General features: G+C 58.0%; 15 protein-coding genes. 13 read left to right on the top strand and 2 right to left on the bottom strand.

All coding sequences use genetic code 11. The features are described 5' to 3' along the window. The first annotated feature begins 648 nt into the window (after positions 1-648). The gene (locus tag AC0YNU_RS23385; RefSeq protein ID WP_475761098.1) at positions 649-9,006 is read left to right on the top strand and encodes an S-layer homology domain-containing protein; all 8,358 of its coding nucleotides are present in this window, start codon (positions 649-651) and stop codon (positions 9,004-9,006) included. Between the two features lie 957 nt (positions 9,007-9,963). Here AC0YNU_RS23385 and AC0YNU_RS23390 read toward each other — a convergent pair. Then, entirely contained in the window at positions 9,964-10,092 is a 129-nt protein-coding gene (locus tag AC0YNU_RS23390; RefSeq protein ID WP_475761099.1) for a hypothetical protein, read from the bottom strand. Between the two features lie 80 nt (positions 10,093-10,172). Here AC0YNU_RS23390 and AC0YNU_RS23395 point away from each other — a divergent pair, with 80 nt between their 5' ends. The 10 genes from AC0YNU_RS23395 to AC0YNU_RS23440 all read left to right on the top strand — a co-directional run bounded on the left by AC0YNU_RS23395 (position 10,173) and on the right by AC0YNU_RS23440 (position 24,332). Next, positions 10,173-11,942, top strand: a complete 1,770-nt coding sequence (locus tag AC0YNU_RS23395) for a sensor histidine kinase (RefSeq protein WP_475761100.1) — start codon at positions 10,173-10,175, stop codon at positions 11,940-11,942. After that, positions 11,935-13,545, top strand: coding sequence for a helix-turn-helix domain-containing protein (locus AC0YNU_RS23400; protein WP_475761101.1), 1,611 nt, complete (start codon positions 11,935-11,937; stop codon positions 13,543-13,545). The genes AC0YNU_RS23395 and AC0YNU_RS23400 overlap by 8 nt, the downstream gene beginning before the upstream one ends. Before the next feature lie 666 nt (positions 13,546-14,211). Next, positions 14,212-15,186, top strand: coding sequence for an ABC transporter permease (locus tag AC0YNU_RS23405; RefSeq protein WP_475761102.1), 975 nt, complete (start codon positions 14,212-14,214; stop codon positions 15,184-15,186). Between the two features lie 11 nt (positions 15,187-15,197). Beyond that, complete coding sequence (locus AC0YNU_RS23410; RefSeq protein ID WP_475761103.1) at positions 15,198-16,082, top strand: carbohydrate ABC transporter permease; 885 nt, start codon at positions 15,198-15,200, stop codon at positions 16,080-16,082. A gap of 89 nt (positions 16,083-16,171) precedes the next feature. Beyond that, positions 16,172-17,818: an ABC transporter substrate-binding protein gene (locus AC0YNU_RS23415; RefSeq protein WP_475761104.1), complete on the top strand. Its 1,647-nt coding sequence runs from the start codon at positions 16,172-16,174 to the stop codon at positions 17,816-17,818. A 184-nt stretch (positions 17,819-18,002) separates the two neighbouring features. Then, complete coding sequence (locus tag AC0YNU_RS23420; RefSeq protein WP_475761105.1) at positions 18,003-19,055, top strand: Gfo/Idh/MocA family protein; 1,053 nt, start codon at positions 18,003-18,005, stop codon at positions 19,053-19,055. Positions 19,056-19,261: 206 nt separating this feature from the next. After that, entirely contained in the window at positions 19,262-20,176 is a 915-nt protein-coding gene (locus AC0YNU_RS23425) for an aldose epimerase family protein (protein ID WP_475761106.1), read from the top strand. Between the two features lie 36 nt (positions 20,177-20,212). Next, the gene (locus tag AC0YNU_RS23430; RefSeq protein WP_475761107.1) at positions 20,213-22,492 is read left to right on the top strand and encodes a hypothetical protein; all 2,280 of its coding nucleotides are present in this window, start codon (positions 20,213-20,215) and stop codon (positions 22,490-22,492) included. 92 nt (positions 22,493-22,584) lie between these two features. Continuing rightward, the gene (locus AC0YNU_RS23435) at positions 22,585-23,667 is read left to right on the top strand and encodes a glycoside hydrolase family 130 protein (RefSeq protein WP_475761108.1); all 1,083 of its coding nucleotides are present in this window, start codon (positions 22,585-22,587) and stop codon (positions 23,665-23,667) included. Between the two features lie 38 nt (positions 23,668-23,705). Continuing rightward, a complete protein-coding gene (locus AC0YNU_RS23440; protein ID WP_475761109.1) occupies positions 23,706-24,332 on the top strand; it encodes an SGNH/GDSL hydrolase family protein in 627 nt (208 codons plus the stop codon). 56 nt (positions 24,333-24,388) lie between these two features. Here the strand turns inward: AC0YNU_RS23440 and AC0YNU_RS23445 are convergent, their stop codons facing one another. Continuing rightward, positions 24,389-24,544: a hypothetical protein gene (locus AC0YNU_RS23445; RefSeq protein WP_475761110.1), complete on the bottom strand. Its 156-nt coding sequence runs from the start codon at positions 24,542-24,544 to the stop codon at positions 24,389-24,391. Between the two features lie 256 nt (positions 24,545-24,800). Here AC0YNU_RS23445 and AC0YNU_RS23450 point away from each other — a divergent pair, with 256 nt between their 5' ends. Both AC0YNU_RS23450 and AC0YNU_RS23455 read left to right on the top strand, forming a co-directional pair. Continuing rightward, complete coding sequence (locus AC0YNU_RS23450) at positions 24,801-25,733, top strand: ABC transporter permease (RefSeq protein ID WP_475761111.1); 933 nt, start codon at positions 24,801-24,803, stop codon at positions 25,731-25,733. Between the two features lie 78 nt (positions 25,734-25,811). After that, a complete protein-coding gene (locus tag AC0YNU_RS23455) occupies positions 25,812-26,693 on the top strand; it encodes a carbohydrate ABC transporter permease (protein ID WP_475761112.1) in 882 nt (293 codons plus the stop codon). Positions 26,694-26,708 lie beyond the last annotated feature (15 nt).

The raw sequence follows: 26,708 nt of genomic DNA on the forward strand, positions 1-26,708 counted from the left end.
CCTACAGGGGTGGCCCTTTAATGATTCAACGTTCAACTAACGATTCAACGTTCAACTAATGATACAACGTTCAACACTCGCTACTTCCTCTGCCTTGCAGCTAATGGTTGTGCGGGTGGCTAATCACCTCAAAATGCCCCTTTTTGTTAGCCAACGGTTGTCAGGAGGCTTATTGCGAGATGTTTCCGTGCAAATCAGCTCCTTTACGCACAATAACGTCAGTCAGAACCGTTAGCGTTTATTTAGTCGTGTTTGTTGTGGATTAGCAACGCTGATAACCGTTAGGCGTCAGCACGAATTCATGTTGTATGATCCGCCGCTTGCTGAACTCCCTTAATATGCAGCGGTTTCTCTATATCCTGGCAGTCGGCCTTTGGCCGGCTGTTTTTTCGTTGCATTTACGGAAATGTATACGATCGTATAATACCGCGCCAAAGCCGCTCCATGTTAAATTATGTAACGATCGATAGGGAAGGGGATGAATGTCGACTGGAATGGAAGACGATTCGCCTTAAGGGAAGCACGTAAGCAAGCCAAACAAGCAAAGCAAACAGAGCAAACAGAGCAAACAGAGCAAACAAAGCAAACAAAGCAAGCAAAGCAAGCATCGCTAAGAAGACTGATATTTGATAAAGGAGTGATAAGCCTGTGCCATATCCTCACGCGAAGAAGGTGAGAGAGCGATTAGCCCGACCGCTTATAGTTCTCATGTTGTTCAGCTTGCTGGTCAACAGTCTGCTGCCAGCAGCAAGCCCGGCTTACGGCGAAGCTGCGCCGGGAAGCAATGGTGCCGAGCAAGCGGGTGAAGAAGGAACTGCGCCCGTGGAAGACGACCAAGCGGGCGATGCTCCGGAAGCGTCAGACCCTCAAGAATCATCGGGAAGCGAGACGGCGGTCGCGGTGACTGCGGGCATTCCGAATCCCGTGGAGAACCTGGACTGGGACCTGCTCGACTACAACCGGATCCAGCTCAGCTGGGAGGCTCCGGTTCCCGGAACGGAAGAAGATTCCCAGGTCGTGAAATATACGATTTACGACGGGAACGATCGGCTGCTGGGGGAGACGACGGACACGCGGTTCGTAGCCGACAACTTGGAACCGTCCAAGATCCACCGGTTCAAGGTATACGCGGTAAACGAACTCGGTGCGTCGTCCGCCTATGAGGGGCTGTACGCCGGAACGTCGCCTCGCTACATGGCCGAGATCGTCGGCTTGGTTGACATTACCGGGGAAGAAACCCGCAGCCTGGCGATCAGCAGAGATGGCAGGCAGGCGGCAGCGAGCGCCAACGGGGGGCATCCGCTGTACGCGATCGACATCGCGGCCAAGACGGCGACTCCGCTGCCCATTACAATCAATGGCGCCGACCCGGACGGCAGCATTACGGACGTGGCGATGAACCGCGACGGCAGCGTCATCGCATTCGCTTCGAATGCAACGAATCTGAAGGACGCTGCCCAAGCAGGCGACGGTTATGGCGTCTATGCATTCGATAGGACCGAAGGTTCGTTGAAGCTGCTTAGCATCCCCGGAACGCGGGGATACAGTCCATCCGTCAGCGGCGACGGCAAGAAGATCGCGTTCGCCGAAGGCGGGCATATCATCCTCTACGATCGGACGGACGGCTCGCGCAAGCTGCTCAGCGCCGGGGATGGCGGGACGGCGGAGGATGGCGTCAGCGATCGTCCGGCGATCAGCGCCGACGGAAGCAAGGTCGCATTCATTTCGACCTCGACGAACATGCCTGGCGGGCAAGCGGAAGATATGAATACGAACGGAATGTTCGTCTACGATGTAACCGCCGGCGTAATCACCCATGTGAACACGGAGGTTACGTTCAGTCGTCTCGCGCTCTCGGAAGACGGCGGTACGGTCGCGATTCTGGGCAGATGGGGCGGTTATAACGTGCCCGGTGCTTACAAGACGGCAACGGGAGAGCTGCTCTATCTGAACGAAGATCGGCCGCGCGAGGATCAAGGCGATAAGCCGTATACGAGCATTTCCATCGACGACGACGGGACGGTCATCGTGACCGATGCTTACGACAACAACTACAGCCCCGGGCAGTCTTCGCATTATAATGAAAGGTTCGATCTAGGGACGACGGTAGCGGCAAGACAGATTTACAATCCCAGCTACGCCAACACCAACGGCGTCGTGGACGGCTCGGGTCAGCGGATGCTGTACTTCGCGGGCGGCCAGGTCGTGCTGGAGTGCACCAGCGCCGAGGCGTGCGAAGGTTCCGATCCGGACGAAGTCATCGTCAACGCTGGCTGGAGCGCGATTCAAGCGGACCGCATCGACGCCGAGCTGAAGCCGGGCAGCACGCTGAGCCTGCAGGCGAACGGGCAGCCGGGTCTGCAGGTGGAGGCAGTCGTGCGCTATGATACGTTGACCGAGACCGGCAAGACGTCGGTACTCCCGCTGCCGGAGGACGGACAGACGGGCGGCTTGTATCGTGCCGGCTGGACGCTGCCGGAAGGAACGGCCCGTATCGTAGCCATCCAGGCGCAAACGGCAGGCGGCGGAAGCGGAAGCGGGAAGGCAATGACAGGTCTGCCTGCAGTCGTCGCCGGCACGCTGCAGGTGGAGCTGGATGAGGCGTCTGCCGGTCTCGATCTGCCCGGAGCGGTCATCGAAGCGGCGGCACCCGGCAAGCCGACCGTGACGCTGCCATGGCTGAAGGGCCAAAGCCGTTACAAGTTATTCACGGCTACCGGAGACGGTTACGCGGTTCGGATGTTCCTAACCGACGAGGAAGGCACGACGGTGCTGGCGGAGAAGACCGGTATTACGGCGGCGGCCGGCACAGCGACAGCCATTCCGCTGAATCCGGTTCCGGCGGCCAAACTGGCGATTCAAGTTCGTTCGGGCGGCTCGTCCGCTGCCGGCACCAAAGTGCAATTCAGGAGCCTGCCGAGCGGCTCCTTGATCGGCGAAGTCGACGTGGACGCTTCGGGCGTCGCTGTTCTTCCCGGGGATCACTTGGCCGGCGAGCAGATTCGGATTCACATCCTGCCTCCGGAAGGGTACGTGGCCGAAGCGGACCGCACGGTCAGCCTGACGCTCGGCAACAATCGGCAGGAATTTCAGATCGCGGATGCCGGCTACGCCATCCGGAATGTCCGGGTCGATTACGAGAAGAAGCTGGACATCGGCTATAGCAATTACATCCCTGTTCAGGAGAGCGATATGACGATCGTGGCCGAGGGCACGGCAGGTCTGGAGCTTGCGGCCAAGGTCGAGTATCGCCAGTGGGATGCCGAGGGCAAGGCGCAGAAGAAAGAGCTGTCGGTGCCGCTGCATCCACACGAAATGGACGGATCCCGGTTCGAGGGGCGTTTCACGATCGACGAAAAGGTGCTTCTGCTGGAGCGGGTGACGATATCCACGGAGGATGGCCGTTCGACCAAAGCCTTGGCGCTCAATCAAAACGTAGCCGGGCGGATCGTCTACACCATCCCGGAACCCGATCCGGCCATTGCCGGCTGGTCCGACCAGTTGCAGAATGCAAGTCTATCGAACGGATATAACGTAGACGGCCAGTCCCGGTTCTGGGAGACGCGCAAGCTGAACAAGGATACGCGCTCGATGCTCTTCGACGTTCCATTTGCCAATTCGCCTTATAAGGCCACGTTAAGCAGCGCCAACTATACGTTGGTTTCGCAGCAGAAAGTGGTGGCGGGTCCCGCCTACGGCCAGACGGTCGAAATCCCGCTGCAGCTGCTGTTCAAGTACGAACTGTCCGGCTCGGTGCCGACGTCGGACGGCAATTGGACCAAAGTCGATTATACGTTTACGGATGAGAGCGGAGCCGTGCTTTGGCGCGGAACGGACACCTATTCGGTCTATGTCCCGTTCTCGGTATCGGGGCGTCCGTCCGGAGAGCTGCAGATTATTCCGCGCGACCCGTCCTATGCGCCATACAGGCAGGCCATTACGATGGATACGTTCAAGAAGCAGCAGGACTTCACGCTGCAGAAGCGGCCGCTCGCCGAGCTCGCCGGCAAAGTCACCGGCATCGACGGCAAGCCGGCTGCATTCGTTCAAGTGACGGCGGAGATCGTCCAGGATGGCTACAGCTCCGTCTATTCAGCGAGTACGGATGCAACCGGGGCTTATACGCTGGCCGTGCCGGAAGGTCAAGTAAGCGTCTTTGCCCTCTCGCAGTTTTTGTCCCAAGGCAAAGGCTATCGTTCGGTCAATCGCAGCGTGACTGTAACGAGATCGGGGATGCAGCCGGTTAACCTGCAGCTCCTCCCTGATGCCAAGGTGGCGATTAACCTGTATATCAAGGAAGAGGAAGGGAACTGGAAGGGGCCGGTCGCTCTCAGCGATTATCTGCGCGGCTTCTATGGCATTACGAGCTCCGCGTCCATCTACGAATCGGGCAATCCTTTCCGACTCCGGGCGCTGCCCGGAGAGAATGTCCGCATCTGCGCGGACGGCAAAAATATCGGTTTGAATTCGGTCTGCGCCAATACGATTATCAGCGAAGAAAACACCGGATCGGTAGAGCTGCGATTGGAAGCCACCTCCGCCACGGCGGCAGGAAAGCTGCTCATGCCGGACGGCAAGCCGGCTCCGTATACCATTGTCGATATTTATGATGCCGTTACGGGAGCCTACTTGCAGTCCGCGGCTATTCATCAACAAGACGGTCAAGGCTTCGTGATCGCTTTGCCGCGCGGCGGCAAATACCGTACTCAATTCGCGGTTAGCGGTTATACGGCTGACATCGAGTTCGATGCGGCCAACCAGGAGCGGACCTCGCTTGGCGATATCGTATTGAAAAGCATGGGCAGGTTCGGGGACAGCCGAACCAACGGGATTCAGCTGTCTTCCGAAGTCGGAACGGCGGGGAACGTGGCGACCGTTCGATTCAACTACCGGAATGACGGCGTTGGGATTGGGAATAAGGCGGTCAGCGGCGCGGAGCTGCAGCTGGAATTGCCTGCAGGCGTCGAACCGATCTCGGACGCCGGCGTGGTGAACGGCAAGCCGGCGGCGTTCACAAGGAACGGGCGGACCGTGTCGCTGCCGCTCGGAACGATCGAGCCCTATACGGGCGGCAGCGGTCAATTGCAGGTGCGCATCGGACCGGGGGCGAAGCAATTCGTGACTTTCCAGGCAGGTATCGCCTATCAGGATGCCTCGGGTTCGCCGCAGCAAGAACGGCTGGGCTCCACGATCATGCGAATCGCATCGGTTACGCTTCGTGCTCCGCAGCTTGCGACGTCCACGCATATGGAGCTGACCGGCAATGCGCCGGAAGGCGCGAAGGTGAGGGTGTTCGACGGGGACCGGCTGCTCGGAGTCGCGACGGCTGCAGCTTACGGGGTCTGGGGAATGAGCGTGGAGCTTGCCGATGACAGCATCCGCAATCATATTCTGCGGCCCGAAGCGGTCGTGAACGGACAGCAGCTGACCGGCGAGGCCGTGACCGTCCTGTACAACCCGAACGATCCGGGACTGGAGGAAATGACGGTCTATCAGACCGAGAACAATCCGATTACGTTCAAGATTTCCGACGGTACCGCGGTCTTTCCTTTCGTCATGACGTCGAGCAACGTCATTCGATACGAGCTGAAGTTCCGCAATCCCGAGCTCGTCTACGACGTGCAGGTGCAGATGGGGGAGAATAGCTCTGCCGCGCTGAAGAAAGGCGATACGTTCGGGGGCATTATCCCCCATACGCTCAACGTAGGTCCGCTATGGGTCACCTATCGCAAGAAATACGATCCGTCTGCTCCGCCGCTACCGGCTCAGACCGAGAATCAGCTGCGTCAGACCCTCCCGGAAGCGTGGCGGAATTTTGAAATCTTGAATGTCGCCAAGGAGGGGGACGCGGACAGTTCCGGCAAAATATTGCCTGCCGGCGCGCTGGAAGTAAGAACCAAATTGAACGAAGACTTCGAAAATACCGTCAGCCTTTCCGTCCGGGAAGCCGATTATACCGTCACCGCCAAAGACCGGGCGAAGCAAGCGCAGACGGGATTGCCGTTGTATAACTTCAAGGTCAGCCGGCAGGAGACGGAGACGACGCTGACGACCGAAGTGAGCTTCTATACCGACAACCCGGCCGCGGTGGAGCGATTGCAGAAGTCGTTCGGGAGCACGTCCGCTAGCGTTATGGGCAGAAGTGCCGTCGCTTCGGCAGGAGCGGGCGAAGCTGGCGAGACTGGCGGAACTGGAGGAACTGGAGGAACTGGCGGAACTGGAGGAACTGGAGGAACTGAAGGAACCGGAGGTACTGGAGGGACTGGAGGTACTGGCAGCGAGCCCAAGAAGAAATTTTTCAAAGTAGACATGAAAGGGATGGGGAAGGTAACTTCCTCGGCGGAAAGCGCCTATAAATGGGCGAAAAAGATCGAGGGCTGGGTCAATTCGCCGCAAATGCAGCGGGCCTACAAGGATTACGAAATCGCCCAGGCCTTGTGCGACCCGACGGCTGCCGATTACTACTCCAAATTCGCGTTGGAAATCATCGCCGACATCGCCACGACGTACTTGGCGAAAGAAGGCGTCGAGATCGTCAAGGGCAAGGCGGAGGGCATTCCGTTCGCCGGCACGATCATCGATAACGTCGCCGAGATGCTGGACACGACCATCGAAGACGAGCTGAAGGAACTGGAAACCTATTTGGCCAAAAACGAATGCAAGCTGAAGCCTTACCCGCCGAAGCGCGCGGAACGGCCGGTAGCCGATCCGAAGTATATTTTCGATCCGAGCGGTTATGTGTATGAAGGAATGCCGTCCAATCGGCTGGAAGGGGTAACGGCGACCGTGTTCGAGAAGCTGGAGGGCGGGTATCAGGCCTGGGACAGCGCGTGGTACGGGCAAATTAACCCGCAGCGCACGGATGCGGAAGGGCGCTACGCCTGGGATGTTCCGAAGGGAAAGTGGCGCGTGCAGTACGAGAAGGAAGGTTATAAGACCGCGTATAGCAGCGAGCTGGACGTCCCGCCGCCGCAGACCGAGGTCAATATTCCGTTGATCTCGTATGAGCCGCCCGCGGTTACGACCGTGCGGACGTTGCCGGCGGGAGCGGGAGTCGAGGTGTACTTTACGAAACCGATGGCAGTGGATAGTGCCGCAAACGGGCTGTTGGTGAAAAACGCCGCCGGAGAGGCAGTGGAAGGTACCGTCGTCGGCATTGACTCGTATACAGGATCGGATGAGCAGGAGGTCGCCATGGCGATCCGCTTCACGCCGACTGATCCGTTGGCCGTAGGCGCTTCGTACACGCTGACGGTACGGAATCAGATGACCAGCTACGCGAACGTTCCGCTGACGCAGGATACAAACCATGTTCTGGTCATTGAAGCAGCGGACACCAAGCCTCCGAAGGATGTGGAAGAATTGTTCGGCGGCATCACGGGGACGAAGGCCACCTTGGTGTGGAAGGAGAGCAGCGACCCCGATCTGGCGAAAGTTCGCATCTATCGCAAAGCCGCATCGGATACAGGAGAGACCCTGATGAAGGAGCTGGCGGCCGGAACGCTGTGGGCGGAGGCGGACGACGTGACGGATACGGAAGGATACGTCTTCCGAGCCGTTGCCGTGGACGCAGCAGGCAACGAGTCCCCGGGAGTCGCGTGGACGTGGTCGCCGACTCCGTCCGGACCGGATCTGGCCGCTCCTGTAAGCGTGTCGGATGCGGAAGTGAAGACGGACGGGGCGGGTGCTTTGAAGGTGGTGTGGCAAGATCCGGCGGCAGCCGACTTGGCGTCTATCCGCATCGCTTGGAGCGAAAGCGGAGCAGGCGGACCGCAGCAGGCGATGTCGGCGGCTGCTGGCAGCCGAAATAGCCGGATTACGGGCTTGAAACCGAGCACGGTCTACCGGATCGAGCTTACGGCAATCGATACGGCCGGCAACGAATCGGCATCGACCGTGCTGGACGGGAAGACGAACAGCGAGACCGGCGGCGGCACGGGCGGCGGAAGTGGTGGAGGAACCGGCGGAGGAAGTGGCGACAGTAGCGGCGAGCCGCCAGTTGATCCTTTGAAGTGGGTCGCCAAAACCGACGGCAGTCTGCTGGCGGAAGCCTTCGATGGCAAGCTGAAGCTGCAGGCGGGCAAAGAGGCATTGACTGAAGGCGCGACGGTTGAGTTGAAGAAACCGGCGGCAATCGGGAACCTGCCCCAAGGGTATCGGGCTTTATCTCCCTTGTACGCGATCAGCTCCGATCACGGGAATCCTTCGCGCCGTGTATCGCTCTCCATCTCCTACGACGATAATCTGCTGAGCTCCGTGGACCCTCGCCGCTTAGGTATTTACCGTCGAGGGGGAGACGGCGGCTGGATTTACGTTGGCGGCGCGGTGGACCTTGCCGGCGGCCGGCTGCAGACGTCCATCCTTGATTTTGGCGAGTATGCGGTTCTATTGAAAGAAACGACCTTTACGGATACGGATACCCACTGGGCGTCCAACCGGATCAACATCTTGGCTAGCCGAGGCATCGTCAACGGAGTGACGGCCGATCGCTTCGAGCCGAACCGAACCATTACCAGAGCAGAGGCGGCTAAGCTCCTGTTGTCGCTGCTAAGACAGGCGGGAGTTGAACTCCCGGAATCAGCCGTAGAGGCAGGGACGTCGCAGCGCTTTACCGACGTTCCGACGAACGCGTGGTATGCGAAGGATGTACTTCTATCCGCTCAAATCGGGCTGGTAACCGGCAATCAGGGCAAATTCCGTCCGCTCGATCGGATTACCCGCCAAGAATTGGCGACGCTGCTCATTCGTGTGTATGAATTAAGCGGACTGGGCGGAGCGAGCGGCGAGACGGGAGGCCTTGCGAACGCAGCGGACGCGACGAGCTTCGGCGATTGGAACGCCGTGGCGCCATGGGCACGGGCATCCATGAAGCAAGCCGTCGCTCAGGGCTGGATCGGCGGAACGCCGGAAGGCCGTCTCTTGCCGGGCAGCTTCGCTACCCGAGCCGAATCGGCGGCCATGATCGTCAAGCTTATGACGACGCTGGGCTTGGTTGAAACGAAGTAGCATCTAGCACAAGCAAAGCCGCTCTCCCCAAACGGAGGGCGGTTTTTGTCTTGGTTTATTTCATGGTGGGAAGTGCCGCTTCGGGCACGTCGAATGCAAGGGGAACATGCATTTGAAGTGGGTGCAGGCCGAAAAGCTGCTGGATAGCAGCTTTCCGAGCTCCAAACGGTCGAAATGCGCTGGAAAGCTGCAAAACAGCAGCTTTCAGTTCGACCGTGGAGGTGGTGCAGGCCGAAAAGCTGCGAAATAGCAGCTTTTCGAGCTCCAAACGGTCGAAATTCGCTGGAAAGCTGCAAAACAGCAGCTTTCAGTTTGACCGTGGAGGTGGCGCTCGCTGGAAAGCTGCCAAATAGCAGCTTTCCGAGCACCAAACGGTCAGAATGCGCTGAAAAGCTGCGAAACAGCAGCTTTCCGTTCGACCGTGGAGGTGGCGCTCGCTCAAAAGCTGCCAAATAGCAGCTTTCCGAGCTCCGAACGTTCAGAATGCGCTGAAAAGCTGCGAAACAGCAGCTTTCAGTTCGACCGTGGAGGTGGCGCTCGCTCAAAAGCTGCCAAATAGCAGCTTTCCGAGCACCAAACGGTCGAAATGCGCTGAAAAGCTGCCAAACAGCAGCTTTCAGGCCAACCGCGGAGGTGGCGCAATGCTTTGGTTTCTTCACAAGAAAAAGGCCGCCCATCGAAGGCGGCCTCCTGCTTGCATGAAGTTTAAGGTGACGAGGCATTTATTGAGAAAGCGAGCAGCAACTGGATATCCAGACAGGTGAAAGATCGCAGGCATTCAGGAGAATATGAATCTATCCCGCAACAAGAATCCGGCCGAACAGGCTGACAAGAGCTGAATGCTAGTCATTCGGCTCTCGAGCTACCCCATGTCCCAGCTGGAAAAATTTCAATGTCACAAAAAGAGCAAGGAAATGTCATAATAACAGCATTGAAAGCGTTTCATTTGTAGTATGCTTAAGCGAAGCCGGCGTTGAAACGGCAGCCGTCTTCGCCGACATTCGAGAAGGCGATCAGCCTGTGCGCTAATATGCAGGATATGGAAAGCGTCGGCCTAGCGGCCGTCGCTTCTTTCGGCTTCTTCATGCAGCTCCCGCATTATCGGCAGCCTTGCGGCGATGAACACATCGGAGAGGGGATCCCCGGACGCCGGGGCATGACGTCCCATGTTGAAATTGAAAACGAAAACGCTCGGTTCCCGGCTGGTCGTCCTGTTCGCCGCCATTACGGTGCCGCTCTTGTTGATTTTGTATTTGGCCGGCGATTATGCCAAGGGCGTCGTGCTGACGCAGGTCGCGAAGTCCTACGAGAACCTCGTCAACTCCAATCTGAACATGATCGACCGAAGCTTGGACGACATTACGCTGAACATGGTCGACATCGTCAATCACGACGATAATTTCCGGCTGTTCGAGCAGCCCGGCCTGTCGGGCTCGGATTCGTATTTCGCCCAGATGGAGCTTATCAAGCGCAATGATACGTACCAATCCTATTACCATACGGTCGACATGTTCTTCATCTATTCGAAGCCAAACGATATGCTGGTCTCGACGAACTTGACCGGCGAAGCGGCGTCCTACTATGAAGTCGTCCGCGGCTGGCTGACCGATTCGTTCTACCATGCCGACAGTTTGAAGAAAGCGATGTATAAATGGTCGGTCGTCCATATCGCGGATCAGTATTTCTTGTACCGCATCGTCAGCGACGACGATACCAACAACGCCTATATCGGGGCGCTGATCAATATTAACAGCTTGCGGACGCCGCTCGGCAGCCTGAATTTGCCCGATGGCGGCGATCTGCTGTTCGCGGGCGACGACGGCACGGTGCTGTCCAATGCCGCGGCACCTCTGGATACGCTGAAGCGCCTGCCTCCTGCGGAGCTGAACAAAAATCATGCCTTCACCACCACGACCCAAGCGACGGGCAAAGAGAAGCTGCTCGTCGTCACGAGCCGCTCCCGCAACGTGGGCATCCACACGGCGGTCGTCATTCCGAACTCGGAGCTGCTCCGGGGGCTGAACGCCTTCCAGACGTTCACGTACCTGCTGCCGCTGATCGTTCTTGCGATCCTGATCGCGTACGGGTTTATTTTCCGAAGCTTGATCTTCACGCCGATCCGCCAATTGCTGGGCGCGATTCGCCGCATCAAGGAAGGGAATATGAGCACGCGGCTGCCGTCTTCCGGCACGGTCGAATTCAACATCATTAATCATACGTTCAACGGGATGGTGGAAGAAATCGTCGATCTCAAAATCGACGTTTACGAGGAACGCCTGCGGGCGCAGAAGGCGCAGATGAAGCAGCTGCAGCTGCAGATCAACCCGCATTTCTTCCTCAATACGATGAATATCATCTTTCAGCTGGTCGATTTGAAGCGGTATGAGCTGGTGAAGAAGACGGTACGCCTGCTCGTGCAGTATTTCCGGTTCATGATGGCCGTCAAGCGGGATACGATCATGCTGGAGCAGGAAATGGCCCATATTCGCAACTATTTGGAAATTCAACAGATGCGCTACCAGGAATCGTTCCTATTCGGCATCGAGATCGCCGAGGAACTGAAGGCCGTGCATATCCCGTCGTTGTTCGTGCAGCCGTTCGTGGAGAATGCCATGATCCACGGCATGAGCCTGCAGAACGTCCCGTTTCGGCTTGATATTACGGCGTACCCTTCCCTAGAGGCCGAAGATACGTTGCTGATCGAAGTGCGCGATAACGGCAAAGGCATTCCGCCCGAGAAGCTCGGGGAGCTGAACGCGGACGATTACGCGCCCGTCTCGGAAGACAGCAATATCGGAATTTGGAACGTGAAGCAGCGGCTGGCGATGCGATACGGCGACCGGGCGCAGCTGATTTTCCAGGCCAACGAGCCGCGAGGGACCGTCGTTCGGATTCTGCTGCCGATGTCACTTCAGGAGGAGAGAAACGATGTATAACATGCTGATCGTCGATGACGAGAAATACGCCGCCGAAGGAATCCTGCACTGTCATGACTGGTCGAAGCTTAGCATTGCGTCGGTTCGAACGGCGGGCAGCGCGGGCGAAGCGCGCACGGTGCTGCTGGAGAGCAGGGTCGATATCTTGGTCTGCGACATCGAGATGCCCGACGAAGACGGCTTGTCCCTGGTCCGTTGGGCGAAGGAATACTCGCCGCATACGGAAGCGGTATTCCTGACCTGCCACAGCGAATTCGCATACGCCAAGGAAGCCTTCCAGCTGAAGAGCTTCGATTACTTATTGAAGCCCGTCGACAGCGACGAGCTGGCGGGCGTGGTGAAGCAAATGCTGGACGTGATCCAAAGTCGGGAGGAGCAGTCCCGCCATGCGGAGCAATTCCGGCAGTACCAGATGCTATGGAGCAAGCAGCAGCCGGTACTGGCGGAGCGCTTCTGGCGTGATCTGCTGTCGCGACGAATTTTGTCCTTCGGCGATTTTCTGGAGCGGGCGCTGCAGGACGCGCAGATCGCGCTGCCGCCCGGGACGAAGGTGCTGCCCATTCTGATCAGCATCGAGGAATGGCAGCGGCCGCTCCATGAGCGGGATCAAGAGATCATGACCTACGCGGTGAAGAAGGCCGCCGAGGAGCTGCTGCTGAACGGACGCTCGGGGCATATCGTGACGGATAAGAACGACGTTCCGTTCATCATGTGTTATGCCTCCGAGGCGGAGCAGTCGCAGCTCGGCAGCGAGCATTGGGCCGCTGTCGGCAGCCGGTTCATCGAGGCTTGCGCTTCGTACTTCTATGGTCAAGTTTCTTGCTATGTCGGTGTCTACTCGGATGTCAACCAAGTGCCGGAATGCTGCGATCGTCTGAAGGAAATGGAGCGCCATAATTTGACGAGCACCAGCGCCGTTCACATTTATAGCGGGGAGTCCGTTCCCGATTCCAACGCTTCGGCTTACGCGGGCATTGATATCTCGGAGTGGTCGGGTTATATGCTCGGCGGTCATCGGGACCGCATCCTCGCCAGAATCCAGCACATCTGCGCGGGGCTTGAGAAGTCGTCGGCAAGCGGAGAGAAGCAGCTGGAGATGGCCTATCAGGATCTGATGCAGGTCATCTATCATTTCCTCGGGGTCAAAGGGCTGAACGTGCATGAGGTGCCAAGCGCCGCGCTTTGGCTGTCCACGCCTGTTCGCAGCCTGGCGCAGTATAAGCATTGGGCGGTCAATCTCGTGTCCGCCGTCATGGATGCCGTGCTGGAGGAGAGCGAGCAGAACGGCTTCGTGGAGCAGGCGCTGTCGTTCGTGAAGGCGAACGTCGAGGAGGATATCTCCCGCGAGGACGTTGCCGCGCACGTCGGCCTCAATCCCGCCTATCTCTCGCGTCTCTTCAAGAAGGAGACCGGCAAGAACCTGATCGACTATCTCATCGCGTGCAAAATGAACCGGGCCAAGCAGCTGATGGACGCGACCGGCATGACGGTCGGCATGATCGCCCAGCAGGTGGGCTACGCGAACTTTTCCCATTTCACGAAGACTTTCCGCAAGTATTACGGCGTCAATCCGCAGGAGTACCGGAGCGGGAGGGCGCAATAGCAGAAGAAGCAGGGCGTTAAGGGTCCTGCATAGTAGGGAGCCCCGTCGTTCTTGTAACGGCGGGGCTTTTTTTCGTTACCAGTTTCCAGACTTAGACTGTAAAGGCAGCCAGTTTCTTGCCAGCCTTTACGTTGTTCCATTCTTTGGCGTGCCGCAAGTACGTTGCGTTTCATGACAATCAAATCCCGCGCAGGCGGAGAAATAAATGCAAATATACATTTATTTTCGTCTAGTAGGGCGAACTTGGGAAAATAGATGCAAAATTGCATTTAATTTTAGTTTCCGAGCGCATATCAGCCTGATTTTCGAAAATAAGTGCAGATTTGCATTTATTCCGTTAATTCCAGCCGAAAGTGCCGAAATAAGTGCAGATTTGCACTTATTCTGCCAGATGCATGCGAAACTGCAGCGATAGGTGCAACTGCGCCGTTGTGCAGCCATTCAGCACGATCTCGCCAGCCGATGCCTCCCCGCTCAGCGCCCGGTTGCAAGGGTCTCGCCGGCCGATACCTCATCGCTCAGTGCCTGGCTAGCAGCGAGGCTTCATCCTCTCTCAACAGCCGAAACCTTCGAGTCACAAAACGACTAGGCCCAAGTATCAAAAACGGCGGATGCCCCTCTCCGCGCCCTTTATGATTAGAACATCAAGCAACAGGAGGTGTCCCCTTGGAGATCGGGAAGCAAAGAGCGACAGCGGCGGCAAGCGAATGGGGGAGCAGGACCGGACGCAATCCGATTCGGAAGCTGTGGAAATACAGGGCGCTCTGGATTTTGGCGCTGCCGGGCATTCTGCTGCTGCTCATCAACAATTATTTGCCGATGTTCGGCGTGTTCCTGGCGTTTAAGGATTTTAATTTCTCGCGAGGCATATGGGGAAGCGCGTGGAACGGTTTCGATAATTTCAAATTCATGTTCACCACGAACGATATTTGGTACACGATCGCCCATACCATCGGCTACAACCTGGCCTTTCTCGTCATCAACACGGTGCTGTCCGTGCTCGTGGCGCTGCTCCTCAATGAGGTCAAGAACCGCGCCATGTCCAAATTCTATCAGAGCACGATGCTGCTGCCGCACTTCATATCGATGGTCGTCGTGGCGTACCTGGTGTTCGGCTTCTTCAATCCGGAGCTGGGCTTCATCAACAAATCCATTCTGGAGCCAATGGGGCGCGAGGGCGTGTCGTGGTATATGGAGCCGCAGTATTGGCCGTATATCCTGACCGTCGTGAACATTTGGAAATCGGTCGGCTTCGGCTCCATTATCTATCTGGCGACGATCGTCGGCATCGACAAGGAATATTACGAGGCCGCCATGCTCGACGGTGCCGGCAAATGGAAGCAAATGACGAAGATTACGCTGCCTTTCCTCATACCGGTCATCATCATTCTCACGCTGCTGGCGATCGGACGCATCTTCAGCGCCGACTTCGGCCTCTTCTATCAAGTGACCATGAATTCGGGGATGCTGAAGAGCACGACCGAAGTCATCGACACGTACGTCTACAGCGCGCTCCTCGTCTCCGGCGATACGAACCTGGCTTCCGCCGCCGGCCTACTGCAGTCCGTCGTCGGTTTCATCCTCGTCGTGTCGGTTAACATGGTCGTGAAGCGAGTAAGCAACGACAATTCATTATTCTAAGGAGGGAGAGCATGCTGGAGCATAACCGGACCAACCCGGTCATCACGATCGTTTTCATCTTGAGCAGTTTGGCCTGCCTCGTCCCGTTCTGGCTCATTCTGATGGTGTCCCTGTCGGGTCAGAACGCGCTTGCCAAATACGGCTACAGCTTCTGGCCGAGGCAATTCGACCTCGTCGCCTACCGGTTTCTCGTGCACGACGCGGAGCCGATTCTGCGCTCGTTCGGCGTGTCCATCCTCGTAACGGTTATCGGCACGGTACTAAGCCTGCTCATTACGTCGGCGCTCGCGTTCTCGCTGTCGCGTCAGGATTTTCCGTACCGCGGCGCCGTCAGCCTGTTCGTACTCATCACGATGCTGTTCGGAGGCGGCCTTCTGCCCTGGTACCTCGTCTATACGAAGTTCCTCCATCTGCAAAATACGCTGTTCGCCCTGATCGTTCCCGGCTTGCTCGGCGCGTTCAACGTGTTCATCATGCGGACGTACTTCACGACCAGCATACCGCCGTCCTTGATCGACTCCGCCCAGATTGACGGGGCGAGCGAATACCGCACGTACTTCAACATCATTATTCCGCTGTCGCTGCCGGTGCTGGCCACGATCGGATTGTTCACCATCGTCGGGTACTGGAACGACTGGTTTACGAGCCTCGTGTTCATCAATACCGACAAGCTGTACAACCTGCAATATTTCCTGTATAACACGTTAATGAACGCCCAGTACTTGCAGTCGGTCGCGGACAAAGCGCATATCGACGCCGCCTCCCTGCAGGTTCAGCCGCTCGAGGAGCTCCGGATGGCGATGGCTATCATCGCGGTGCTGCCGGTGGCGCTGGTATTCCCGTTCCTGCAGAAGTATTTCGTCAAAGGCTTAACGATAGGCGCGGTCAAAGGCTGACCAGCCGCACGGCTAATCCCGGCCGCGGCCGGTTTAGTGATAGAGGAGAGAAGCAATCCTAGTACGACTTAATTCGGGAGGTCACAGACATGCATTCCATTAGAAAAGGGTCCATGCTCGCATCATCGCTTTTGCTTTCGTTTGCCCTTCTTGCGGCAGGCTGCTCCAGCAACAACAACGGGAGCTCGAATGGCGCTGCCCAATCAGACAATCAAGCAGGGGCGAACGACCAGGCGGCCGGGAATAATCAGGCGGCGAACAATCAGTCCGGCGATAACGCGGAAGCCGCGAAGCCGCTGGATCCGTACGAGGTCGTCATGATCTATCCGGACGGCAAACAAAACGACCTTGCCGCCGTCCAGACGGCCATGAACGATTATTTGAAGCAAACCTACCCGCAGATGAACATGACGGTCAAATTAAACCCAATCGACTGGGGCGCTTATACGGATAAGCTCAACCTGATGATGTCGTCGGGCGAGAAATTCGACCTGCTGTGGACGGCCAACTGGATGAACTTCGAGACGCAGGTCAACAAGGGCGCGCTGCTCCCGCTCGACGAATTGGTCGAGCAATACGGCCCGGACATCAAGTCGGCGGAGGGCGATCTTCTCGACGGCGCGAAGCGCAAAGGGAAGCTGTACGGCATCCACGTGCACCAGGAGCTCGGCAATCCGCAGGGCATCGCGCTGCGCAAGGATCTCGTCGACAAGTACCATATCGATCTGACGCCGCTGGAATCCGGGGAGTTCAAGGATTTGGAGCCGATCCTGAAGACGATCAAGGAGAACGAACCAAGCGTGACGCCTGCCGTCGGACCGGCATTCCCGCTCGGCGCGTACTTCGGCTCCGGCAGCATGGAGAGCATTATCGGCCCGGTCGGATTGGATCAACGGGACACCAATGCGGACGACACGTACAAAGTCGTCGATATGTACGAGACGCCGCGCTACATGGAATTGGCGAAGCTGACGCACGACTGGTACAAAGCCGGCTATATCAACAAGGACGCGACGACGCCGGGCGTCGATATTTGGAAGAAGATTCAAGCGAAGACGGCATTTGCCGCCATCGGCACGGATCTGGAGATCGTCAAGGACATGGGCATCGGCAAACCGTCGCACATGGACGGCAAGAGCGCGCAGCTCGGCATGGACATCATCCAGGTGCCGATGAACATCGACCGGCTGCATACGTCGAAGCTGTCCGCGACGCTGCAGGCCGTTTCCCAAACCTCCAAGGATCCTGCCCGCGCCATGATGCTGCTTGATCTGTTCTACAAGGATGCGAAGCTGCTGACCCTGTTCAACTATGGCGTCGAAGGCAAGCATTACGTGCTGAACAATGGCCAAATCGACGTCCCGCAGGGGAAAACGAAGGATAACGTCGGTTTCTACCACGACAACCAATGGCAGCTCGGCAATCAGATGCTGAACTTCACGCGTCTTGGCGAAGACCCGAACAAGTACCAGAACTACGAGCAGTTCAACGAGATCGTCAAAAGCCAGTCGTCGCCGATCATCGGATTCGTCTTCGATTCCGAGCCGGTGAAGAACGAGCTGATAGCCGTCGGCAAAGTGCAGAGCACGTACGATCCGGGCCTGCAGTCGGGCCAGCTGGATCCCGAGAAGGATCTGCCGAAGATGATCGATAAGCTCAAGGCGGCGGGGCTCGATAAAATCATCGCCGAAGCGCAGAAGCAGATCGACGAATGGCGCGCCGCGAACGGGAAATAAGAATAAGGCTTGCGAGAATGGAATCCGGAGAATTACGATTCGGTTAGGATATGAAGAATAGGGCTTGCTTGACGGAAAGAATCAGGCGAAGATATGAAAGGGGATAACCCTCGGGTTGTCCTTTTTCTTTATCTTGCTGCTTAAGCGTTTTCATTCTTTAGATGAACAAGGGAGAGAGCATGCGATGAAGACATTTCGAATTGGTTTAATCGGCCTCGGGGGCATGGGGCAAGCTCATATCAGATGGATGTCCGAGATGGGCGGGCGTTTCCGGCTTGTCGCCGTCAGCGACGTCAATCCGCTTGCGTTGTCCGACATGGGCGACAAGCTTAGCATCTCCGAAGCAAAGCGTTACGCGGACTTCGAGCAGCTGATCGCGGACCCGGACGTGGATGCCGTCGTCTCCGTGACGCCGAACAACGTGCATGCGACGATCGTTCGCGCTTGCCTGGAAGCGGGCAAGCCGTTTCTGGCCGAGAAGCCGTTCACGCGCGAGTTCGAGGAAGCCGTTCCGCTGCTTGCGCTCTACGAGCGCCAGCCGGTTCCGGCGATGATCGGATTCACCTACCGCTATACGCCGGCGTTCCGCTATGCGCGCGAGCTGGTGCAGCAGGGGAAGATCGGCCAAGTGCGCAGCTTCTCCAGCCAATATTTGCAAGGCTGGGGCGCGGCGCAGTACAACTGTCCGTTCGTGTGGCGGTTCGATAAGGCGATCACGGGCACCGGCACGCTCGGCGACCTGGGCTCGCACATGATCGATTTGGCGCGATTCATCTTCGGCGGCGAATTCCTGGAGCTGACGGCGCAGATGCAGACGATCATTCCGGAGCGTCCGGATCCGCTGACGGGCGAGCCGGTGAGAATCGAGGTGGACGACTTCGTCAGCTTCCAAGCGCGGATGACCGGCGATATCCGCGGCGTCTTCCAATCGTCGCGCAACGCGATCGGATCGGGCAATCAGCATGAAATCTCCATCTACGGCGACACGGGCACGATTCACGCCTCGACGCTGGATGAAGGCCATATCGTGCTCATCACCGAAGACGAAGGACAGCTGTCTCGGTCGACGATCGCCGTTCCGAAGCGCTGCCGGATTAAGCAGTACGACGATTTCCTCGCGCTGCTCGACGGCACGGAGACCGACGGACTCCCTGGTATCGTGGACGGTTACCGCAATCAAGAAGTGCTCGAGGCGATCGTTCGGGCAAGCGAAGTTCGGAGCTTGGTGTCGTTATAAGGGCAAGGCTGTCAAAATACAGTAGGAAGCAAATAGAGGAGCTTGCGTCTTTCAGACGCGAGCTCCTCTATTTTGTTCTGCGGGGGTACAGGATTCCCAAAAGGGGGGAATCGTTTGTTCCGCGCTTGCGGAGCCGCAAGAAAACCGATGCATCCCGCCATACGGGCAACTCCCTGCAGGAAGCCGAGGGGAGCTATAGTAAGGGCATGAGCGATCGAAATTATGGCTGCAGAATCAAGACGGATATGACGTACAAGGGCTACGACGCGGTGGTCATGGAGAACGAAACCTTCCGCCTGATGCTCCTTCCGGGCAAAGGGAGCGACGTGATCGAGCTGCTGCACAAACCGACGGACATGGACTTTTGCTGGCTGACGCGGTTGGGACTGCGCAGGAGAGAAGCGGCATTCGGAGATTTCCAAGGGCAATACGAAGGCGGATGGCAAGAGATTTTGCCGAATCTGGCGGGCGCGCACATGCACGGCGGCATTCGAATGGAGAGCTACGGCGAGGTCAGCCTTACGCAGTGGACGGCCGCGATCGCCATGGATACGCCCGAGGAGATCGCGGTCACGTTCACGAACCGGCTGCGCACGATGCCGCTGATGATCGAGAAGACGGTCGCGATGTCCGCGGGATTGCCGGGCTTTCGGGTGCGGGAGAAGGTGACGAACCTTTCTCCTTCGGTGCTGCATGCCGATTGGGGACATCACGTGACGTTCGGCACGCCTTTCTTGACGCCGGGAACGCGCATCCTGCTGCCGGACGGAGCAGGAGGGACGTTCGTCGCGCCGGAGCGGGGCGCACCCGGAGGCTTCGATACGTTACCTGCCGGCAACGGCGTCTACAGGTTGATTCGGCCCGACGGCCTAGGCGCCGAAGTTAGTTGGGATGCGGGCAAATGGCCGCATCTCTGGTTCTGGCGGGATTTCGGCGGCGACCCATCCCCTCCGTATTACGGCTGCCATTATAATGTCGGCTTGGAGATGTTCACGTCTCCGCCGGCCGCCACTCTGCGGGAGTCGATCGACAGGGGAACGGCCATGAGGTGGGCGCCGTACGGCGAAGCGGAATCGCATTTGACGTTCGCGGTCCTTACGGAAGCCGGCCGGCCGCGTTAATCAAGAACTTCACCGAATGAAGGAGGAAGAAACGGCATGAGCAGCATCAAGGGACAGACAGTAATCGGGGGAGAGCGGTATCGTTTGTTATTCGAGTGGCTGGACGAGAAATCCGGATATGGGTACACGCTGCAAATCTTGGACGCGGACGGTTCTTGGCGGAGCGTCTCGGCAGCGGGAAATCCGCTCGTAAGAGGACGCAGCTTCGATCTGTTCCCGTCTTCGATCGCAGTGGCGCAACCGAGCGCGGCATGGAAGCTGAGCGGAACGGGCAGCGCGCGCAACGAACACGGCGAAGCGTTCGTCTACCCGTGGGAAGCGGAGATCGCTTACGATGCGGACAACGATTGGTTGAACGTGAAGGTCGAGGTAGACAGCGACGAGAACTTCACGCTCCAAATGGTCGACGGCGTCGAACCGGAGCTGACGGTCGACATGGGCTTGCTGCCGCCGTACGACCGCGGGGATCACGTGTGGTTCAAGACGAGCATCGACAATCCGACCAAATGGAACGACGAGGCCCACGGCAACGATTGCCCGGCGATGTACTATTACGATGCCTATTATCATTTTGAACTTATGATGTATTTCGATATGACGGCCATGAGCTGGATGTCGCGGGACAACGTGGCGAGATTCCTGAGCTACCGCTGCGGATTCCGCAGGCGCTACAAGCCGGCGCCGGCCTACGAGCTCGGGCTCTACGCGGACGGCTTCTCGGGCTATGCGTTCCCCAAGGGCAAGCAGACGTTCGCGTATTGTATCAAGGCCAAGCATCAGCCGACCGCTCCGACGGAAGCCGAGGCGTTGGTCGAGCTCATGGACAACTGCCTGCAGCTCGTGCCTGCCGAAGCGCAGTGGCCGGATCGCGCGACGGACTGGACGGATTTTACGGAACGCTGCACGACGGATCTCATGGACCCGCAATGCTGGAATGCCAACGAGACGTACGACGATTTCATCCTGAACTACGTCAACGGCTATTCGCCCGCCTGGCAGGAGGCGTTCGAGAGCAAGAACCTGACGATCGATTTCACGAAGAGTCCGTGCATCGATTCCGCGGTCTTCATCGGCTATCCGCTCGCGGTCGTCGACGCCCTGAAGCCGGACCGGCAGTATTCGGCGCTGCTGGAACGGATCTTGGCGTTCACCCGGACGTACATTCAGCACAAGCTGGACGATGAACAAGCGCGCAAATCCTCCGGTAACGAGACCTGCCGCCAAGGCATTGCGGGGACCTGGCAGTTCGTCTACATCCTGGAGCAGATCTGGCAGATCGGACATTTGAGAAACGACCGGCTGCTGTTGGATTACGTGGAGTCCGAGCTGGAAGACGTGCTGATCCCGATGAGCCGCGGCGTGAACTATCTGTATCCGCTCAGCTTCGACATGAAGACGCTCCGCAGGCATGGGAACGGAGATGCGTACATGGTCGCTGGCATCTATGCGTATTTCATGGTCAACCTGCACAAGGCGACGGGCAAGCTGCTTTACTTGGAAGAGGCCGCGAGAGCGCTGAAGCCGCTGCTTCAACTGCCGGTCAATTCCCTCTCCCAGGAGGTGTTCATGTTCGGACTCGGCATCCAGGCGGCTTCGGAGCTCTACAAGCTGACCGGCGATCCGGAATACAACGAAATCTACGACTACCTCGTCGCGCAAAATCTCCGGATGATGTATTGGTTCAACGACGAGACGAAGGAAGAGTACCGAAGCTACAATACGTTCGCCATGTTCCAGGCCTGCTCGCCGATCATCTACCCGGCTTTCTTCGAGAACGTCGAATGCCTGGCGCGGATCGCGTCGACGCTGGATACGCGCGAGGCGAGCAAAGGGCTGCTCCGCGTCTTTAACCATGCCCGCAAAAACAACCTGTACATGTTTCCGCAATGCCTGCCTGAGAACCGCCACAGCTCGAGTCTCATGTACGTGCCGTTCGAGAACCTCGGCGTGCTGGAGGATGAGAAGACGGGCTGGATCGGCCAAGAAATATACGGCTGCGGCCAGGTCTACCAGGCCTATCTCATGTGGGAAGCGTTCGGCAAGAGCAGCGACCGTGATATCCTGACGCTGAACCTCGACAACTACAAAATCGCGGACCTCGGCGGCATTCATGAGCTCGCGCTGCATTTTATCGTGTACAACCCCGAGCTGGAGCGCAAGACATTCCGAATCGCGCTCTCCGATGCGTACGCGGGCGGCAGCGCCTGGATCGGCGACGTCAGCGGCTCGCGCGACGTTGAGATCGAAATTGCCGAAGGCGGGGTCGCATTGTCGCTGGATGCCGACCAGCATGTCTATCTGACCGTCATCCGGTAGATTCGTAGTTTGCTCGGCAGCGCGTCCGACCAATTCAGAATAAGCTTTCGCCGAGCCGCATCGGCCGGCGATCGCAAGAAGGAGCCAAGGATATGAGTCTGGCCGGCAAGAGAGAATTAATGAAGAAGTATTACGAGGACGCGCTGGCCATGGACGTAGGCGAGCATTCGCTGTTGTCGACGCTGCATTTCTCCGGCAAGTACGACCGGGAGCCCGAATGGGCGGTCGGCCCTTTCGTCAAGGAAGAACAGCTGACGTTCAAAAGGCCGGAGCAGTGGCAAGACCCCTATGATTTCGGCTGGACGAGCGGTTTCCTCTTCAATGCGAGCCTCATGGAGCATGAAGGCAGGCTCTATCTGTTCTATCGGGCGGCCCCGAAGAAAGAGACGCTGGGCTCGCGAATCGGCTTGGCCATATATGAGGAGGGCATGGGGTGGACGGATTACGCGGACAATCCGCTCGTCTATCCGACAACCGACAATGAGCTTATCGGCTGCGAGGATCCGAAAATCTACAAGGCGGAAGGCCGATATTATATGTTCTATAACGGCGTATGGCCCGTGAGCGGAGAGCAGGCGGAGCGGGTCAAGGACGCCATGGGCTTCGAGATGACGGTCGGCTGCGACATCAAGCTGGCCGTATCCGACGACCTGCTGCATTGGGAGAAGAAGGGGCTGGTCGTGCCGCACGAGCTTTCCCACTATTGGGCGAAGGGGGCCGTCATTCCGCGCAACCCGGCAGGAGAAGCGGTTCGGATCAATGGCAAATACATGATGTTCATCAGCGAAGGCTGCGGGCAGAAGCAGCAGGTCGGGTACTCGGACGACATGCTGCGCTGGACGTTCGAGCAGCAGGATTATCTCGACACGAGCGCCTACGGGAAGCTTTACGAGCTGGCATGCGTCATGGTCGATGGCGTTCCCGGCGACGACAACCTGATCATGGATTTCTACTACCGCGACGAGAACGGGAAGGACGCTGCAGCGCAGGCGCTCTATAAGAAGGGGGAGCCCTTCAAGCAGCTGGACATGAACAAAGGCGGCACGCTCGCATGGGGCGGCATGATCCAATACCGAGGCCGCTGGCTGTTCGCCCAAGGCTGGGATGCGGCGGACGGCGATAACGAAATCTATTTCTATTCCGCGCCGGTCAAAACGTCCGATCCGAAGCAATAGGAAGATAGCAGTCAACAATCACAAGGAGGCATTCAACGATGACGCTTATCGAACATAACGCCGTCGTCCTCTTCCAGGGCGACAGCATCACGGACGCCGGACGTAACCGGGAAACCGGGGACGATTTCGGCTGGGGCTACGCCAATCTCATCGCTTCGTTGTTCACGAACCAATACCCGGAGCGGAACGCGCGGTTTGTGAACCGGGGCATCGGCGGCGACCGCGTCGTCGACTTGGAACGGCGCTGGGAAGCGGATTGCCTCGCGCTCGCGCCGACATGGGTATCCGTATATATCGGCATCAACGATACGTGGCGCAGATATGACAGCGGCAATCCGATGAGCGCGGAGGAATACGCGGACACGTACCGACGCTTGTTGAAGCAGGTGCAGGAGCGAACGGATGCGAATCTGATCTTGGTCGAGCCGTTCGTACTGCCGGTGAATGAGCAGCAGAAGGCTTGGCGCGAGGATCTCGATCCCAAGATTCAGGCGGTCAGGGAGCTGGCGAACGAATTCAAGACGCTGTACGTGCCGCTCGACGGGTTGTTCGCCGCGGCCGCGACGCGCACGGGGCCCGAGTACTGGGCGCCGGACGGCGTGCATCCATCGCCTGCGGGCAGCGCATTGATCGCGAAAGCGTGGCTGCAGGCGGTGGGCGCTTAGCCTGCCAAGATCCGCTTACCTCATAGCGGCGTTCGGCGGCCGTATGTTGTCATCGCTCACGGGCTATTACGGCGAGCGAGCAGCCTGCCATCGTCGGTCGTCGTTGCTTCATCCTGCGCGCTGCTTGCCGAACGTTTCCATTGCTCGCGGTATGTATGGCCGACGGACAGCCTGCCGTCGTCCGCATACACCGCCCGCAGCGTCTCCGGCATGATCCCCGTCTCTTCGCGTATTCGCTCCCGGCATTCTGCCGAGGGGGCGAACATGCAGGAGGGGTGGGGATTTTTTTGCGCTTATTGTTGCGCTTACAGCGAAGATTTCGCGGGAACGGGCGGTTTTCTTGAGATGGGCGTCCGGCGTGCGCAAGAAAGTCGCCATTATCGGATAAACCGCCTTGTAACGCCCGGAGGCGGGGCTCCTTTACAATGAAGACACAGAAGCAAGCCCAGCGAAACGGAGGAAGCCCGCATGAGAACGGCAACCATCAAACATAAGGGGTTACGGGATCTCGTCACGAACCGGTACCTGTACATGATGGCGATACCCGCGATAGTGTTCAGCATCGTATTCGCCTACCTGCCCATGATCGGCGTCGTGATCGCCTTTCAGGATTTCAACCCCATCAAGGGACTCTGGCACAGCGAGTGGATCGGCCTGCAGAACTTCAAGTTCTTCTTCCAGGGGCAGGACTGGATCGTCATCACGACCAACACGGTGCTGTTCAATGTCTTGTTCATCATTACGGGCACGCTGCTCGCCTTGAGCCTCGCCATCATGCTGACGGAGCTCGGCAAGAATATCGGCGTGCGCGTCATGCAGTCGGTCATGATTCTGCCGAACTTCATCTCCTGGCCGATCGTCGGGTTGTTCTCGGTGGCGTTCTTCACCGCCGATACCGGCGTGATCAACAAGCTGTTGGCGGACATGGGCTGGAACGGAATCGAATTCTACACGCAAGCCAAATGGTGGCCGCTCATTCTCGTGCTGTTCAACCTGTGGAAGACGGCGGGCTTCGGCGCGATCGTGTACATGGCGGCGATCGTCGGCATCGACAAGGAGATGTACGAAGCGGCCCGCATCGACGGCGCCTCCCGGTTCCAAAGCATCTTCCGGATTACGCTGCCGATGCTGCGAAGCACGATCACGATGCTGTTCCTGCTCAGCCTGGGCAATATTTTCGGCGGCAATCTCGACATGATCTATTCCCTGATCGGCGACAATTCCTTCCTGACGAACCGCACGGACACGATCGATACGTACGTGTTCCGCTCGCTGCGCACGACCGGCTCGTTCGGCATGACGCAGGCGATCGCCTTGTTCCAATCCGTCGTCGGCTTCCTGCTCGTCATCTCGGCGAACAAGCTTGCGGGCAAGATCGATAAGGACTCGGCCTTATTCTGACCGCCGAAAGCGGGAATGTTCGCACTCACGCGACGCGGCAATCCGAAAGCGCATCCAATTCAACCAAGGAGGGACAGCATGAAAAACTCGGGCTACGACCGCGCCATGACCGTCCTGTTCTACCTGTTCACGGCGGTCTTCGCCATTGCCTGCCTGTACCCGTTCCTGCTCGTCATCGCCAGCTCGTTCACGGACGAATCGGCGCTGCTGCGGGACGGCTACCGCCTGATACCGAACGCCTTCTCGGGCGCCGCGTACAAGGCCATACTCACGACCTCGACGATCCCGAAGGCATACCTCGTCACGATCTTCGTCACGGTCGTCGGCACGGCGCTCAGCCTGATCGTCACGAGCATGGCGGCTTACGCGCTCTCCGGCGGCCGCTTGCATTATGGTTCGCATATCGCGATGTTCTTCTACTTCACGATGCTGTTCAGCGGCGGGATGGTGTCCAGCTACATCCTGACGACCAAATACCTGCATTTGCAGAATTCCATCTGGGTCTACATTCTGCCGGCGCTTCTCTCGCCTTGGAACCTGTTCCTGATGCGCAATTTCTTCAGCGACATTCCCAAAGAGCTCTTCGAATCCGCGAAGCTCGAAGGGGCGGGAGAAACGAGGGTGCTTCGCTCCATCGTGCTGCCGCTTTCTCTGCCTGCGCTTGCGACGATCGGCTTGTTCTACGCGCTGGGGTACTGGTCGTCTTGGGCTCCTGCGATGCTCTACATCGACAACCCGGATTTGTTCTCCTTGCAGTACATCATCATGCAAATCATCCGCAACGTCGACATGGCGCAGAACATCGCGGTCTCGGGATCGCAGTCGACGGCGGCGGTCGCTCCGGCTTACACGGTCCGGCTCGCGACGGCGATGGTGACGGTCGGGCCCGTCATTTTTCTGTACCCGTTCCTCCAACGATATTTCGTAGGCGGCTTGAAAGTGGGCGCGATTAAAGGCTAAACTCGGTTTGCGGGC

The organism is Paenibacillus sp. J31P316 (assembly GCF_056269105.1).

Bases quoted from the DNA above. Each gene is read 5' to 3' on its own strand.
- AC0YNU_RS23390 (WP_475761099.1), bottom strand. From the start codon at position 10,092: ATGAAGAAGCCGAAAGAAGCGACGGCCGCTAGGCCGACGCTTTCCATA.
- AC0YNU_RS23395 (WP_475761100.1), top strand. From the start codon at position 10,173: ATGTTGAAATTGAAAACGAAAACGCTCGGTTCCCGGCTGGTCGTCCTG.
- AC0YNU_RS23400 (WP_475761101.1), top strand. From the start codon at position 11,935: ATGTATAACATGCTGATCGTCGATGACGAGAAATACGCCGCCGAAGGA.
- AC0YNU_RS23410 (WP_475761103.1), top strand. From the start codon at position 15,198: ATGCTGGAGCATAACCGGACCAACCCGGTCATCACGATCGTTTTCATC.
- AC0YNU_RS23415 (WP_475761104.1), top strand. From the start codon at position 16,172: ATGCATTCCATTAGAAAAGGGTCCATGCTCGCATCATCGCTTTTGCTT.
- AC0YNU_RS23420 (WP_475761105.1), top strand. From the start codon at position 18,003: ATGAAGACATTTCGAATTGGTTTAATCGGCCTCGGGGGCATGGGGCAA.
- AC0YNU_RS23425 (WP_475761106.1), top strand. From the start codon at position 19,262: ATGAGCGATCGAAATTATGGCTGCAGAATCAAGACGGATATGACGTAC.
- AC0YNU_RS23430 (WP_475761107.1), top strand. From the start codon at position 20,213: ATGAGCAGCATCAAGGGACAGACAGTAATCGGGGGAGAGCGGTATCGT.
- AC0YNU_RS23435 (WP_475761108.1), top strand. From the start codon at position 22,585: ATGAGTCTGGCCGGCAAGAGAGAATTAATGAAGAAGTATTACGAGGAC.
- AC0YNU_RS23440 (WP_475761109.1), top strand. From the start codon at position 23,706: ATGACGCTTATCGAACATAACGCCGTCGTCCTCTTCCAGGGCGACAGC.
- AC0YNU_RS23445 (WP_475761110.1), bottom strand. From the start codon at position 24,544: ATGCCGGAGACGCTGCGGGCGGTGTATGCGGACGACGGCAGGCTGTCC.
- AC0YNU_RS23450 (WP_475761111.1), top strand. From the start codon at position 24,801: ATGAGAACGGCAACCATCAAACATAAGGGGTTACGGGATCTCGTCACG.
- AC0YNU_RS23455 (WP_475761112.1), top strand. From the start codon at position 25,812: ATGAAAAACTCGGGCTACGACCGCGCCATGACCGTCCTGTTCTACCTG.